This is a genomic window from Raoultibacter phocaeensis (genome assembly GCF_901411515.1).
GTDB classification, from domain to species: domain Bacteria; phylum Actinomycetota; class Coriobacteriia; order Coriobacteriales; family Eggerthellaceae; genus Raoultibacter; species Raoultibacter phocaeensis.
This window is the reverse complement of the sequence record NZ_CABDUX010000002.1, coordinates 544539-558817: the sequence shown is the minus strand read 5'-3', so window position 1 is coordinate 558817 and position 14279 is coordinate 544539. Positions and strand designations below refer to the sequence as shown.

The 14279-nt window shown below is 61.0% G+C and carries 12 protein-coding genes; 1 reads left to right on the top strand and 11 read right to left on the bottom strand.

Annotated elements, in window-relative coordinates; genetic code table 11:
• Window positions 1-3: 3 nt before the first annotated feature.
• The 11 genes from FJE54_RS10200 to FJE54_RS10150 all read right to left on the bottom strand — a co-directional run bounded on the left by FJE54_RS10200 (window position 4) and on the right by FJE54_RS10150 (window position 12905).
• Window positions 4-1359: a YeiH family protein gene (locus FJE54_RS10200; protein WP_139652678.1), complete on the bottom strand. Its 1356-nt coding sequence runs from the start codon at window positions 1357-1359 to the stop codon at window positions 4-6.
• A gap of 152 nt (window positions 1360-1511) precedes the next feature.
• Window positions 1512-2567, bottom strand: coding sequence for a dissimilatory-type sulfite reductase subunit beta (gene dsrB, locus FJE54_RS10195; RefSeq protein ID WP_139652677.1), 1056 nt, complete (start codon window positions 2565-2567; stop codon window positions 1512-1514).
• 120 nt (window positions 2568-2687) lie between these two features.
• Window positions 2688-3878, bottom strand: coding sequence for a dissimilatory-type sulfite reductase subunit alpha (dsrA, locus tag FJE54_RS10190; RefSeq protein WP_139652676.1), 1191 nt, complete (start codon window positions 3876-3878; stop codon window positions 2688-2690).
• A 35-nt stretch (window positions 3879-3913) separates the two neighbouring features.
• Window positions 3914-4102, bottom strand: coding sequence for a 4Fe-4S binding protein (locus FJE54_RS10185; RefSeq protein ID WP_139652675.1), 189 nt, complete (start codon window positions 4100-4102; stop codon window positions 3914-3916).
• Between the two features lie 60 nt (window positions 4103-4162).
• On the bottom strand, window positions 4163-5455 hold the full coding sequence (gene hemL, locus FJE54_RS10180) for a glutamate-1-semialdehyde 2,1-aminomutase (RefSeq protein WP_139652674.1): 1293 nt from the start codon (window positions 5453-5455) through the stop codon (window positions 4163-4165).
• Between the two features lie 9 nt (window positions 5456-5464).
• Entirely contained in the window at window positions 5465-6541 is a 1077-nt protein-coding gene (gene hemB, locus FJE54_RS10175; RefSeq protein WP_139652673.1) for a porphobilinogen synthase, read from the bottom strand.
• Entirely contained in the window at window positions 6538-8079 is a 1542-nt protein-coding gene (gene cobA, locus FJE54_RS10170) for a uroporphyrinogen-III C-methyltransferase (protein ID WP_139652672.1), read from the bottom strand. The genes hemB and cobA overlap by 4 nt, the downstream gene beginning before the upstream one ends.
• Window positions 8066-8995, bottom strand: coding sequence for a hydroxymethylbilane synthase (gene hemC, locus FJE54_RS10165; RefSeq protein ID WP_139652671.1), 930 nt, complete (start codon window positions 8993-8995; stop codon window positions 8066-8068). The genes cobA and hemC overlap by 14 nt, the downstream gene beginning before the upstream one ends.
• Window positions 8992-10326: a glutamyl-tRNA reductase gene (hemA, locus tag FJE54_RS10160; RefSeq protein WP_180326690.1), complete on the bottom strand. Its 1335-nt coding sequence runs from the start codon at window positions 10324-10326 to the stop codon at window positions 8992-8994. The genes hemC and hemA overlap by 4 nt, the downstream gene beginning before the upstream one ends.
• Before the next feature lie 84 nt (window positions 10327-10410).
• Complete coding sequence (locus FJE54_RS10155; RefSeq protein WP_139652669.1) at window positions 10411-12027, bottom strand: (Fe-S)-binding protein; 1617 nt, start codon at window positions 12025-12027, stop codon at window positions 10411-10413.
• Between the two features lie 5 nt (window positions 12028-12032).
• Window positions 12033-12905 carry a respiratory nitrate reductase subunit gamma gene (locus FJE54_RS10150; protein ID WP_180326689.1) on the bottom strand — a complete coding sequence of 291 codons (873 nt, stop codon included), beginning with the start codon at window positions 12903-12905 and terminating at the stop codon, window positions 12033-12035.
• A gap of 421 nt (window positions 12906-13326) precedes the next feature.
• Here FJE54_RS10150 and FJE54_RS10145 point away from each other — a divergent pair, with 421 nt between their 5' ends.
• A complete protein-coding gene (locus tag FJE54_RS10145) occupies window positions 13327-14256 on the top strand; it encodes a LysR family transcriptional regulator (RefSeq protein ID WP_139652667.1) in 930 nt (309 codons plus the stop codon).
• Window positions 14257-14279: the final 23 nt, after the last annotated feature.

Sequence of the window (14279 nt, the reverse complement as noted above, 5' to 3'; positions counted from 1 at the left end):
ACACTACATCCCTACGGCCGTCCAGTAGTCGTTCAGGATGAACACGGAGAACAAGAAGCCGAGCGCCACGTTGACCACAACGCCGATGGTGAACGCCGCGAAGGGCTTCCAGCCGGTTGCGGCGAGGTCTTTGAAGCGCGTGGTCAGGCCGATGCAGAGGAAGCACAGCACGAAGGCCCAGCCGCGGAGGTTCTTAACCGGCGAGATGACTGACGATTCGATGGAGGAAACCACCTCGGGCGAAGCGCCGATGTTCACAAGCGTCACGATGATGGAGGCGATGAAGAAGCCGACCACGAACTTCGGGAAACGCTCCCAGATAACGCCCGCAGAGGGCTTCTGGCGCGTGCCGTCGGCGGTAGCCGCTTTACGTTCCCACAGCGTCACGGAGATGATGGCCAGGATGAACGCCCAGATGCCGACGAAGATATCGCGGCCGACAACCTTCATGAGCGTAAACGTCGTAATGGCCCCGTCGCCGAACTGGGCAGCCGCAGCGATACCGGCGGCATCGGCGAACTCGGAAGTTCCGATGAAGGCGCCGGAGGCACCGTCGGACAGGCCGAGCGCGCGGCAGACGATAGGAAGCAGAAAGACCATGACCGTGGCCCAGATAACCACCATGGAGATGGCGACGGACACGTGGTCTTTCTTGGCGTTGACCGAGCTGCCGATGGCGATCGATGCGGAAACGCCGCAGATGGAGCCGCCAGCGCCCAAGGTGGCAGCGAACGGCTTCTCGAGCTTGAAGAGCTTCGTACCCGCGAAATAGATCACGAGAAACGTCGATACGGCTACCACCGTGGCCTGCAGAAGGGCCATGGGGCCCGACTGGAGGATGAGCGTGAACGGAAGCGTCGCACCCATGAGCACGATGCCGGTCTTGACGTAGAACTCGGTGCGCATGCCCGCTTCGAACCATGCGGGGATCTTCAAGAAGTTTCCGAGTATGATACCCACGATGAGCGCCATGACCGGCGCCTCGAGGTTAAGCGTCTTGGCGACTTCCCACGCCCCGAGGATCTGGACGATGATGGCCATGATGTAGAGCACTGTGAAACCCGCCAAGAAGTGGGTGACCTTCTTCTTCATGATCGCCATGGCGATGCAGAAGACGATGGCCATAATCACGTACAAAACCAGCAGGCCCGGAAGCAGCGGTGCCACCATCGCGGGCATGTCGGCGAAGTTCTCGTATCCTTTGAACGATACGGTGATGGCCTTCAGCGAACCGCCGAACTGCCATAGCAGCAAGGCGATGATCACGGTTCCGAGGCCGATCCATACGGCCCACCAGTCTTCCTTGAGATAGAGGCTCTTCAGCCCCCCGCCGTTTGTCTTGGTATTGTTGGTTGACATAGTTTATTCTCCCCTGCTCATTGCTTTGAATAGTGTTTCGTCAATGGGTCCCCACCACTACCCCGCGAGCAACGGTAACCAAGGAAGCCGGTTACCGTTGCTCAATCCATGCCGGTGTTCTTAGCAAGGGCAGACGGCATGGATTGAGGTTGTCAGTACTTGAACGCTGCCGACGTTCTGAACGTTTCGCGCGAGAAGATGTAATCGTCGATATGCTTATCGGTAAAGGGAATCTCCGCCATATCGAAGAAACGCTCCCACCCGATACGCTCGATCCATTCGCCGAGGCGCTCCCCTTTGCGCGCGTTTGCGATCCACAGGTCGATGATCTTGCGCACGGCGTCGGTAACCTCCGGCCAGCGCGGCGGGTTGTTGGGCAAAAACGGGATGACCATGCGTGAGAAGCTCGGGTTGCTGCGGGCGTTGGCCACCTTGCCGCCGATGAGGATGGCAACGCCGTCGTTCTTGGCGTCCATGATCTCCATGCCGGGCGACATCGTGTAGCAGTTGCCGCAGTACATGCAGCGCTCTTCGACGATCGTCACGCTCTTGTTCTTGGGATCGGGGCGGATCGCCGCCGTCGGGCAGCAGGCGACGAGCGTCGGGATCTCCGTGCCTTTGCGGATTACCTCGTGGTTGATCCTCGGCACCGTGCGGTGCACGCCGACGAGCGCGATATCGCTTACGTGAGCGGCGCCGCACATGTTGAGGCAGCATGCCATGGCTATCCTCAGCTTGTTGGGCAGATCGTCGCGCTTGAAGTACTCGAACAGGTCGTCCATGACCGCCTTCGTGATGCCCGAGGCGTCGGTTGCCGGCGTATGGCAGTGCACCCAACCCTGTGTGTGGACGATGTTGCTGATGGAGGCGCCGGTGCCGCCGACGGGCAGCCCGATCTTCTCGCAGGCTTCGATCAGCGGATCGACCTTGGCTTCGTCGGATACGAGGAACTCTATGTTGTTGCGGCTCGTGAAACGCAGGTATCCGTCACAGTACTCGTCTGCAAGAGCGCACGCGTCGCGGATGAAATCGATGCTGACAAGGCGGGGGGAGCCGACGCGGATGCTGTAGAGCGCACCGGCCGGACCCACGTGCTTGAGCACGCCCGGACGGGGGGACTCGTGATAGTCCCACTTACCGTAGTTGTCCTTGATGATAGGAGGCAAATACGTACGGTAGTCCGGAGGTCCATTGTCAATCTTTGGCATTGTTAAATCACCTCATTTTGATCGGAAACAGTATGGTTCACGCACATCAGCGAAGCGCTCTTCGAAGCACGGCGCCCCGATCGCGCAGCCGATGCACGGCCTTGCCCAAACGGCGGCTTGCTACTTCTCGATTTCGTCTTCCTGCCAGAACACGTACGGATTGGCACGGGGACGGTACACCATCTGGGGCACGGGAGGCAGTCCGACACCGCGTAGGAACTCGCCCATGCCCACACGGTAGATGAGCTCGCCGATGCGCTCGCGCGTCTTGCCGTTCTCGTCCCACCAATCCCAGATGCGGTTCATCAGATCCTTGAACTCGGTATAGGGCGGTTCCATCTTCATGAACGGGACGACGACCCACGACATGAACGCCGATTTCACGATGGTCGACTTCGCGCCGATCATGATGGTCGCGCCTTTTTCCCTGCCCTGTTTGATCGCTTTGCCCATGACGTTGATGCAGTGCATGCAGCGGGAGCAGTCCTCGCCGCGCACGGTGAGCTCTTGGGTATCCTTATCGTAGGTGAGGCAGTGCGTCGGGCACTTGTGGCACACGTCCATCTGGATATCGAGGCCTTCTTGGGCGTACTTCTTCACTTCGTCCTGATCGATTTCGATCGTATCGCGCCACGTGCCGATGACCGAACAGTCGGCGCGGGCGGCAGCGGCCACGCAGTCGTTCGCGCATCCCGACATCTTGATCTTGAACTTGTAGGGCCACATGGGACGATGCAGTTCGTCTTGGTACTCGTTGGTGATGTCGAAGCACATATCGAGCGTGTCGTAGCACGCGTGCTCGCAGCGGCCGGGGCCCACGCAGCAGCTCGGAGAGCGGAGGTCCGATCCCGATCCACCGAGGTCGAAGCCCTTGTCGCTGATGTCGTCGAAAATGGGTTGCAGCTGATCGGTGTGTGTACCGAGCAGGATGATGTCGCCCGTCGAGCCGTGCATGTTCGTAAGCCCCGAGCCGCGCTCCTCCCAAATGTCGCAGATGTCGCGCAGCGCGTCGGTCGTGTAGAACCAGCCGCTCGGCTGGTTGATGCGCACGGTGTGGAATTCGCTGATGTGGGGGAACTCCTCGGGCAGGTCGGTGTAGCGGCCGATGACGCCGCCGCCGTAGCCCTTCACGCCTACGATGCCGCCGTGCTTCCAGTGGCCCACCTTCTCCTCATAGCTGCGCTCGAGCAACCCCAGCAGGTCGTCGGCCATGGGGTTCTTCTCGCCCGCGCGCTTGATTTCGGTTACGAAGCTTGGCCAAGGGCCTTTTTCCAGCTCGTCCAACTGGGGGGTTTCTCTCTTTTCCGCCATAATTTCCTCCTGTTGTTTACGTTGGAGCTCGCCTGCTACAGCTCGGTCACGGTGAAAGCGCCTGCCGGGCATACGGTCGCGCAGGCTTCACAGCCCATGCACTCGCACTGATCGCCCACGATGGAGGCTTTCTCCCCGTCGAATCCCAGAATGTGCGCAGGGCAGCCATCGGCACACGAGCCGCACCCGGTGCAGAGTTCCTCGTCTAAGGTCACCATAAACATTACGATCACCTCCTTTCCGGTCGGTTCCGTCTATCTTTGCCGCAAGGGCACCTGACGCGGCTATCGCTGCAAGGCGGCCACGACGTGCTCGATGCGCTCGAGCGTGTACGCTATATCGCGTTCGGAATGCGCTGTCGAAACGAATGCCGCTTCGAACTGGCTCGGTGCCAGATACACCCCCGCTTCGAGCATCGCTCGGTAGTAGCGGGCGTAGGTATCGGCATCGGCGGCGCAGGCGCTTCGGTAATCCACCACCTCGTGCTCGGTGAAGAAGACCGAGAACATGGCTCCCTCGCAATTGACGCGCAACGGCACGCCGAAGCGATCCGCTATGTCGCGGATGCCGCAGGCCAAAGCCGATGTATGCGCGCAAAGATGCTCGTAGGTTCCCGGTTCTTGCAGAAGCCGGAGCGTCGCGAGGCCGCAGGCGACCGCAAGGGGGTTTCCCGAGAGGGTGCCTGCCTGATACACCGGGCCGAGCGGGGCGAGCTGCTCCATGAGATCGGCCCTGCCGCCGAATGCGGCAAGCGGCAGGCCCCCGCCGATGACCTTGCCGAAGCAGGTCAGATCGGGGTCGATCCCGTACAGGGCCGACGCGCCGCCGTACGCCACGCGAAAGCCGGTCATCACCTCGTCGAAGATGAGCAGGCTGTCGTGCTCGCGCGTGATCGAACGCAGCTCGGCGAGAAATCCCGGGGCGGGCGCAACGACTCCCATGTTGCCCGCAACCGGCTCCACGATGACCGCGGCAATCGAACCTTCGTGCTCTTCGAACAGGGCGCGTACGCTGTCCGCGTCGTTGTAATCCGCAACGAGGGTCTTCTCGACGAGCGCCTGCGGAACGCCGCTCGAACTCGGCACGCCGAGCGTCAAAGCGCCGCTGCCCGCCTTCACCAAAAGCGAATCGGCGTGGCCGTGGTAGCAGCCTTCGAATTTGATAATGGAGTCGCGTCCGGTTGCGCCGCGCGCAAGGCGAATCGCGCTCATTGCAGCCTCGGTGCCGGAATTGACCAGACGCACCCTATCGACCGAGCGGTTCGCTTTTGCGATCTCTTCGGCCAAAACCGTTTCAGCCTCGGTGGGAGCGCCGAACGAGGTTCCCCGAGATGCCGCTTCGCACACGGCTTCGACTACGGCAGGATGCGCGTGGCCGCAGATGAGAGGCCCCCACGAACCGACGTAGTCGATGTAGCGGTTTCCGTCTGCATCCCAGACGTACGGCCCCGAACCCGATTCCAGAAACACCGGCGTTCGGCCGACTGCACGCGCTGCGCGCACCGGGGAGTTCACTGCTCCGGGAATGACTTTCGACGCCCGGGCAAATGCCTGCTCGCTTTTTGCGGTATCGAACATGCAAGCCTCCTATTCGCCTGCGCGCGGACCGGCCGCACGGGTCGGATCGCCCAGGTCTGCCACACAGGCCGGGTCACCCGGATCGCCTGGGTCAACCGCATAGGTCGGATCGGCCGGCTCGGCAAGCCATGCGGCCACTTCGAGCGCGTGGTAGGTGATGACCATGTCGGCTCCGGCACGCTTGCATCCCACCAACGCCTCCATGACCGCTTGGCGCTCGTCAATCCAGCCTCGCTCGCTCGCCGCCTTGATCATGGCGTATTCGCCGCTTACGCAGTACGCGGCAACGGGCACGCCGCACGCCCGCTTCGTGCGGTATACGACGTCGCCGAACGCAAGGGCCGGCTTCACGATGATGATGTCGGCGCCCTCGTCGACGTCGAGCAGCGCTTCCTTGAGCGCCTCGTCGCCGTTCGCCGGGTCCATCTGATAGGTTTTCCGATCGCCGAACTGCGGCTTGGAATCGGCCGCCTCCCGAAACGGCCCGTAGAACGACGAGGCGAACTTCGCCGCGTACGACATGACGGCCACCTGCGTGAACCCCGCTGCATCGAGCGCATCCCTGATCGCGCCGACGCGTCCGTCCATCATGTCGGAGGGCGCTACCATATCGGCCCCCGCCTTCGCATGGGATACTGCGGTTTTCGCAAGCAGCTGCACTGTCTGATCGTTGAGGACGCGCGTGCCTTCGACAAGGCCGCAGTGGCCGTGGTCGGTGTATTCGCACAAGCAGACGTCGCTGATCACCACGAGCTGCGGATGCCGTTTCTTCGCCAGCGCGATGGCCTGCTGCACGATGCCGTCTTCGGCGTACGCCTGCGAACCCGCGCCGTCCTTCGATTCGGGCAGTCCGAACAGAAGAATCGCCGGCACGCCTTTGGCGATTACCTCGTCGAGCACCAGCCCCAAACGGTCGATCGAATAGTGATAGACGCCGGGCATCGACGACACCGGTTCGGTCTTGTTCTCGCCTGCGCATACGAACAGCGGATAGATCAGATCGTCGACGCACAGACGGTTCTCTCTGACCATGGCGCGGATCGCCGCGGTTTCGCGCAATCGGCGCGGACGTTTTCTCAGGTTCATCGCACTCCTCCCAACGACGCAACGATCGCTTCCACCAAACCGTCGATCGTGTACGTACTCGCTTGACCGCGCGGCTCGAGGCCGAAATCGCGCATGGTTTGGCTCGTTATCGGACCGATCGAGAACAGGGCCGCGTCTTCGATGAGCGCTGCATCCGCACCTAAGCATCCGACGAGGCTGCGCACCGTCGAGGAGCTGGTGAACGTGATGGCGTCGACCGTTTCGCTTTGCAGCGCACGCACAAGCGCCTCGCCGCATCCGCGTGCCTCGCGCGTCGCATAGGCGGCAACGTCATCGACGTCGGCGCCCTGCGCTTGGAGCATGCTCACCAGCACGTCCCGCGCCGCTTCGGCGCGAGCGACGAGCACACGCTCGCCCGCGTTCACCTTGGGTGCAAGAAGCGCGACGAGCCCCTCGGCACAGAACTCTTCGGGTACCATGACCTGCGTGATGCCGAAGCGCGCAAGCGCAGCCTCCGTTCCCGTCCCGATGACCGCGATGTCCAGGCCTGATAAGATACGCGCGTCTTTTCCCTGAGCGCGGGCTTCGGCGAAGAACGCGTCGACGCCGTTCGCGCTGGTAAACACGAGCCAGCGGTACCTGCCGATATTTTCGACGGCATCGCCAAGCGCATGAGGATCGCTCGGCGGCGTGATCTCGATGAGCGGGCATTCGATCACCTGCGCGCCGAGCTCTTCGAGCTTGGCCGCAAGCGCGGATAGCTGATGGCGGGCGCGCGTCACGATGACGGTCTTGCCGAAAAGCGGCCGTTCCTCGAACCACCCGAGGCGTTCGTGCAACGCGGCAACCTGGCCGACTACGATCACCGAGGGATTCTCGATGCCCTGCTCGGCAACCTTATCTTCGATGCTCGCCAGCGTGGCGCACACGGTTTTCTGGCAAGCCCAGGTTCCGCGGTGCACGACCGCTGCCGGCGTAGCGCCGTCCATCCCATGCTCAAGCAGCTTGCCGACGATGAGGGGCAGGTTGTCCATGCCCATCAGAAACACGAGCGTTCCGCGCAGGTTCGCCACCTGCTCCCAGGGGATCGACGACTCGTCTTTATCGGCATGTTCGTGTCCGGTGATGACGGTGAACGACGAGGCGGCGCTGCGATGCGTCACGGGAATGCCCGCATACGCGGGTGCTGCTATAGCCGACGTGACGCCGGGTACGATGGCGAATGGAATGCCGTGTTCGCGCAGGGCATCGGCTTCTTCGCCTCCCCTGCCGAACACGAACGGGTCGCCGCCCTTGAGCCGCACCACAACCGCTCCGGTTTGAGCCTTCTCGACAAGGAGCTCGTTGATGGCGTGTTGGGGCACCGCATGGTTCGTTGGATGCTTGCCCACGTACACGAACTCGCAGCCAGGCTTAGCGAAATCCAGCAACCGCTCGGATACGAGTCGATCGTACACGAGGACGTCGGCCTTGCCGATGGCCTCTTTGCCTTTGAGTGTGAGCAGGCTGGGATCTCCGGGGCCTGCTCCGACGAGGTAGACAAAGCCGCTATTGCCGTCGCGTTCAGCGCACTGCATCGGACACCTCCGCTTGAAGGATCGACTCGGCTCCGCGCTCAAGGGCGACTTGGGCGGCGTCATAGCCGACGTGCTCGGGTACGGTACCCGTTTGCTTTACGCGGACCATGGTCAGCCCGTCCAGGCTGCACACCATACCCGTTAGCGTTATCTCGCCGCCTTCGCAGGTGGCGAGCGCGCCGATCGGCACCTGGCAGCCGCCCTCGAGCTCCTTGAGAAACATGCGCTCAGCGCGCGCAGCACGCTCCGAGTCATCGTCGTTCACCGCACGCACGATCGACGCTACGTCGTCGCGATGCGAGGCGTATTCCACGGCGATGACGCCCTGGCCCGCCGCGGGCATCATGATGTCGTAGGGCAGATACTCGGTGATCCGCTCTTCCCATCCAAGCCTGATCACGCCCGCTGCAGCCAGGATGATCCCCGCAAGATCGTCCTGCTCGTTCAGTTTTCTCCAGCGCGTAGCAAGGTTTCCCCGGATGTTCACGCACTCGATGTCAGGGCGGTAGCGGTGCACCTGCGCCGCCCTGCGCAAGCTCGACGTTCCGATGCGGGAGCCGCGGGGCAGCTTCGAAAGCGAAAGGCCACCTTTGCCCAAGAACACGTCGCGCGGATCCTGCCGCGTACAGTACGCGCCGATTTCGAAGCCCTCGGGCAGCACGGTCGGAAGATCTTTCAAGCTGTGCACCGCAATGTCGATGCTACCGTCTTGCAGGCCGCACTCGATCTCAGCCGTGAAGACCCCTTTGCCATCTACCAGCGGCAGGGGCCTCTCGAGGTCTCGATCTCCCTCGGTGTCCATCAGCGCGAGCTCGATGTCTTTGTGCGGAAAGCTCTCGTGCAGGCGCTCCTTCACCCATTCCGCCTGCCACCGGGCAAGTTCGCTTTTTCTCGTTCCTATCGTCAGGGCGTTCATAGGCTGTCCTTGCTCGCAGTCGCAACGCTTCGGTCTTTACCGGAGGTTTCCGGATTCGGTTCGAGATGGAAGAGCTCTTGGAGCACCTCGGCATACGCGCGGCTCTTCTCGGTTCCTGCCATTGCGTTCAACGAGGCGACCGGCTCGTGTACGAGCTGGTTCGCTATCGACGAGGCCATGACCTGCACGGTGTGCAGCTGGGCGGGCGTGAGGCCGTGGAGCTTGCCGAGCGCTTTGTCGAGCTTCTCTGCTTTGATCCGCTCGGCCTGCCTATACAGCGCTTCGATCGTGGGAATGTATTCGAGCGAGTGCTGCCACCGATTGAAATCGGCAAGCGCCTCGTCGATGAGCTGCGATGCCTTGTTCGCGGCGAGCATGCGATGCCGTTCATGGCCCTTCGCCACGTCGCGCAGCTCGTTGATGTCGAAGCAGCTTACGTTCTCCAAAACGCGCACCTCAGGATCGATATCGCGCGGTACGGCCATGTCGATGCAGATAAGGGGCCTCGCGGGCCGCTCACGCATCACCGATGCGACCGTGGGTGCATCGATGAGGTAATCCTTGGCCGCCGTGGCCGAGAACACCACATCCGCCGCATCGAGGCACGAGCGCAACTCGTCGATCGGATACGCGTCGAAGCCGTACTGGGCTGCGAGTCGCTGCGCCTTGTCGAGCGAGCGGTTCGACACCATGACGACCGACACGTTTTGCGCGACGAGGTACTTCATCGTAAGCTCGCTCATCTCCCCCGCACCGAGTATCAGCACGCGCTTGTCGGCGATGCCCCCGAGCTCGCGCACGGCCAGATCGACGGCAATGCGTCCAATGGAGGTGGAGTAGCGGCTGATCCTGGTTTCGGAACGGACCTTCTTGCCGAGCGAAAGCGCCCGCTGAAACAGCACGTTGACGAGCTTGTCGGTCGCATGCGCGTTGCAGGCGGCGCGGTAGGCCCTCGAAACCTGGCCCGCGATCTCGGCCTCGCCCACGATGAGGGAATCGAGTCCGGTCACCACTTCGAACAGGTGCCTGACCGCCTGGTCGTCCGCAAACGCATAGACGAGGCTCAAAAGCCGTGCTTCTTCCGCAGCATCTGCGCCTTCATCCTTCCCAAGCAGAAAATCGCTCATCGCGGCTATCCCCGCATCGACATCGGCGCAGGTACCGTAAAACTCGAGCCGATTGCAGGTGCTCAGTACGACCGCGCCGCTCAAGCCGGCCGCAGCCTTCAGATCCTGCACGCACAAGGCGTTGAGCGAATGGTGCACGCTCAACTGTTCCAAAACCTCGATCGGAGCGCGCTTGATGTTCAATCCCACTACAATGGTGTGCACGTTCATGCCTCCTCATTCCCCGTTTCAGCAACGCGAAGCCCGCATGCCGGCCCGGGTGTTCGCGCCCGCGCCGACGGTCAACACCTACTGAAGGGAAAGGAAATCGAAGTACGGCCGATCCATGCTCGCAAGCCCGTTCACCATCAGCTCGACGATGCCGCCGTACTGCACGTTGTAGGTGGCGGTTGCCTTGTACACCTTGAGGATGTCGCGAATGGTGCCCTTGCAGTTGGAGCACGGGGCGCATACGTACTTCACGATGTCGGGGTTCTCGAATTCGTCGGGAAACGCGTTGATGATCTGCGCGAACTTGACGCGTGCGCTCACTTTGTCGCGGAAATCGCCGAAGTTGTACGAGTTCATGATCGCAAATCCGCTGCCGCCTCCACAGCAGTAGTTGTCGACTCCGTGCGGCGTCATCTCGCGGAACTGCGGGCAGATCGCCTTGAGGATTTCGCGTTGCGGCTTCACGATGCCCATCTGCCTGACCATATTGCACGGATCGTGCAGCGTGACGGGAAAATCGTTCTTCGACGGATCGAACTTGAGCCGCCCGTTCTTCACCAGATCGGCCATCATCGGCAAAAAGCTCTCGACGGGTATGCGGTGTTCGGCATCGGCCATGCGGTCGGCTCCCACGATCGACGCTTTGTGGGCATGGCCGCACTCCCCGATGACGATCCTGTTCACGCCGAGTTTCTTCGCCGCCTCGAACTGCCCCATGGCAACGTTTTTAGCCTGCACGTCGTCGTACCAGATGCCGTAGTTCACGCTGTCGTAGCCGAGCATGTCGGAGCTGAGCGTCCAATCGATGCCCGCCTCGTCGAGCAGGATTGCGAACGCAGCGGGGTTTTCGGGCCACGCCAAGAACTCGCCCGCGTTGTGCATCAAAAGCACGTCGGCGCCCTTCTTGTCGATCGGGAATGTGATCTTGCGCCCCGTCTGCTCCTCGATATCCTCCTCGATGAACTCGAGCGTATCGAGCAAGGCCGCCTTCGACAGACCCGTGGTCGACCCGACTTTGAGCTGGAGCTGGGTTCCCTTCGTGTGCACCGGCGTCGGCGCGATGCCCATCTCCTGGCTGAATATCTTGCGAATTTCGCGGGCCATCATGCCGTTATCGAGTCCTAAAGGACACACCTGCGCGCACCGGCGGCACAGGTTGCAGCGGTAGGCGAGCTCGCCGAGGCGCGCGATCGTCTCCCAGTTGAGATCGATGTCCGCACCCGCGAAGCCTTTGAGCAGCTTTCCGCTCGGCGTAAAGTAGCGCTTGTACAGCTTGCGCAGCACGTCGACGCGGAAAATCGGGCGGTATATCTCGTCGCCACTCGTAGCCTGGAAGATATGGCACGCTTCCGAGCAGGTGTTGCACTTGGCACAGTAATCCATCGTCAAGGTAAGCGGCTGGAGGTACCGGTTGTTCGCATCGAGGAACAGTTTTTCGAGACCCGCGAGGAATTTTCGGATAAGCTCGTCCTCTTCCTCTTTGGACTGGGGCCGCTTCATGACATCGAGGGCCACCACGCCGTCGAGCGAGCAACAGTTCGTCTCGGCCCACTCCGGCTTCGGTGCCTTGAAATCGGGTTCGAGTCCGTTGGTATCGTAGGGCGCGGGCAGCGTCGCCAAGGTGTCGAGTCCGCTCAACAACCCGTCTTTCTTCGAAATGTCGGTGGTCCTCACCGTTTTGTACGAGGATGCCATGGCGCCTATCCTTTCGATGTTTCGGACGTATCGGGCGAAGCGCTTCGCGCCTGCGAGGACGACCACCCAGTCTTCGGAGGCTGAGCTGCGGCTTTTTCGAACTTGCGCGCTACCGCGCTGTCCGCCACGTTGGGGTCGTTATCCCACAGGACCTTGTGGTACGTGAAGAACTTCCCCACGTAATGGCTCATTTTGCTGAGGGGGATGTAGAGAAACATGATGCCGAGCAGCACGAGGTGCACCAAAACGATCGGCGGCAGGTCGTGCGCGCTCAGCGTGATCACCTGGGTGGCGACGACAAACGGCGACGCCTCGAAGAACCACGAGTAGGCGCCGGTCAAAAGCACGGTGAGCAAAAGTACGATGTTGAAGTACTCTTGCGGCGTCGTGTACTTTTCCAAAACCCTATCGGTCGTGCGCCGTACGAGAAGAAGCAGACAGCCGGCCGTGCTCAAAGCGAACCCAACAGCGCCGATGATCTCCACGACGAGCACGAAAGCAGCAGGATGCCAGAACACGCTGATCAAAAGCAGAACCGACCAGCCGAGCATGACGTAGATGCCCAGATGGAGCGCATACGACGCCCACCAGAGGCTCCGATGGTTCTCGAACAGCTTCTTGATGAAGATCATTTCCTTGAGAATCTCGGTCGTCTCGTGGATGCGATCGATCTTGCGCGGCTTGGTCCACCACTCTTGCTCTTCAAGGTAGGAACCGCCGTATTCCGCGCGCCCCGCGCCTTCTTTCGGCACGGGATACAAGTCGAGCCGCGCATGGATCTGCATGTGCGCGAACTTCCATGCTTTTCTCAGCGAGAGTGCGAAAAAACCGATCATAGCGAGCAGGATGAATACGGATACAACCATGTCGACCACCATACAAACGCCCCCTTGCGTCTCAGGTCCGGAAGAAAGCCCCTCGTCAATTTCTCGATCCGGTACGCCCATTACGCTAAAGCACGGGAAGCGGGGTGTAAAATTCTGATTTACGATCATGGCATAAAGAAAGAGTATGCCCTGAGGCGCTATCTCAAAACAGAGCGCGGCGGCGGCGCGCAAAACCGAAGAAAACTCTAGCAAACGACCAGCATTTTTCTTGGAATGCTCGCTTTGGAGCGTGCAAGCTGGTATCGTGTACGAGCGGCACCAGCACCGAACGAACTTCGGCTATTAAAATATCGTATCGAGCCCTCGCGTATCGCTATAGCACATTTCCCCTGTAGGTACGTATACTTTTGATATATCGGAGCATGTCGCCGGTCGAGGTCCTATCCGAGAAGGACGCAAGGGGGAGGTCGACATGAGCTCGTTAGAAGAGCTGATAGTGTTCAAAGACGTCGTGTCTACGGGCAACATAACCCGGACATCGCAGCGCCTGCACATGAGCCAACCGAGTGTCAGCATTCAGATCCAGAACCTCGAGAAGGAATACGGGGTGCAGTTTTTCGACCGCACGAACCGTGGAGTCAAACTCACCGAATGCGGGGAGGTGTTCTACCACTACGTCGAAGAGATCATCCAGCTTACATTCGAGGCGCGCGAGGCGATTGCCCAAACCTCCAGTTGCCACAGCGGCGACATCCATGTCGGAGCAACGTTCACCATCGGCGAATACCTGCTTCCCTTCATCGTGCGCGAGTACTGCAGCGATCAGGGAGATACCGGCATCGACGCGAAGATCGCAGACACCGAGGTGCTTGCACGCGATGTGCTCGACCGCAAGCTCCACGTCGCGCTCATCGAAGGCCCGGTTCCCAAGGAGCCGAATTTCACCGTCGAAACGTTTTGGCATGACGAGCTCGTGGTCATCGTCCCCATCGAACACCCCTGGTGCGAAGCCGAAACCATCGGCTTCGAGGAGCTCACGACGGAACGGCTCATAACCCGCGAACAGGGATCGGGCACGCGAAAAGTCATGGAGCTCGCATTCGCGCGCAACGGGTTCAATTACGCGGATCTGAACATCAGACTTGAGCTCGGCAGCACGCAGGCGATCAAGCAGGCGGTTCGATGCGGCATGGGCATCGCCATCATCTCCATCCTCACCGTCCAGGAAGAATGCAGGCTCGGGCAGCTCGTAGCGCTGCGCGTAAAAGACTGCTCCTTCACGCGCCCGCTCAGCATCCTCACGCACACCAAAGGCCACCTCACGCCCGACGAGCAATCGTTCATCGAGCTGATCCGCAACCAGAAGAAGCTGCTGGAGATATTTCCCACGCCCTACCAGTAAGGCGAATGCCGCTTCATGAAGGA

Bases quoted from the DNA above. Each gene is read 5' to 3' on its own strand.
- FJE54_RS10200 (WP_139652678.1), bottom strand. From the start codon at position 1,359: ATGTCAACCAACAATACCAAGACAAACGGCGGGGGGCTGAAGAGCCTC.
- dsrB (WP_139652677.1), bottom strand. From the start codon at position 2,567: ATGCCAAAGATTGACAATGGACCTCCGGACTACCGTACGTATTTGCCT.
- dsrA (WP_139652676.1), bottom strand. From the start codon at position 3,878: ATGGCGGAAAAGAGAGAAACCCCCCAGTTGGACGAGCTGGAAAAAGGC.
- FJE54_RS10185 (WP_139652675.1), bottom strand. From the start codon at position 4,102: ATGTTTATGGTGACCTTAGACGAGGAACTCTGCACCGGGTGCGGCTCG.
- hemL (WP_139652674.1), bottom strand. From the start codon at position 5,455: ATGTTCGATACCGCAAAAAGCGAGCAGGCATTTGCCCGGGCGTCGAAA.
- hemB (WP_139652673.1), bottom strand. From the start codon at position 6,541: ATGAACCTGAGAAAACGTCCGCGCCGATTGCGCGAAACCGCGGCGATC.
- cobA (WP_139652672.1), bottom strand. From the start codon at position 8,079: ATGCAGTGCGCTGAACGCGACGGCAATAGCGGCTTTGTCTACCTCGTC.
- hemC (WP_139652671.1), bottom strand. From the start codon at position 8,995: ATGAACGCCCTGACGATAGGAACGAGAAAAAGCGAACTTGCCCGGTGG.
- FJE54_RS10155 (WP_139652669.1), bottom strand. From the start codon at position 12,027: ATGGCATCCTCGTACAAAACGGTGAGGACCACCGACATTTCGAAGAAA.
- FJE54_RS10150 (WP_180326689.1), bottom strand. From the start codon at position 12,905: ATGGTGGTCGACATGGTTGTATCCGTATTCATCCTGCTCGCTATGATC.
- FJE54_RS10145 (WP_139652667.1), top strand. From the start codon at position 13,327: ATGAGCTCGTTAGAAGAGCTGATAGTGTTCAAAGACGTCGTGTCTACG.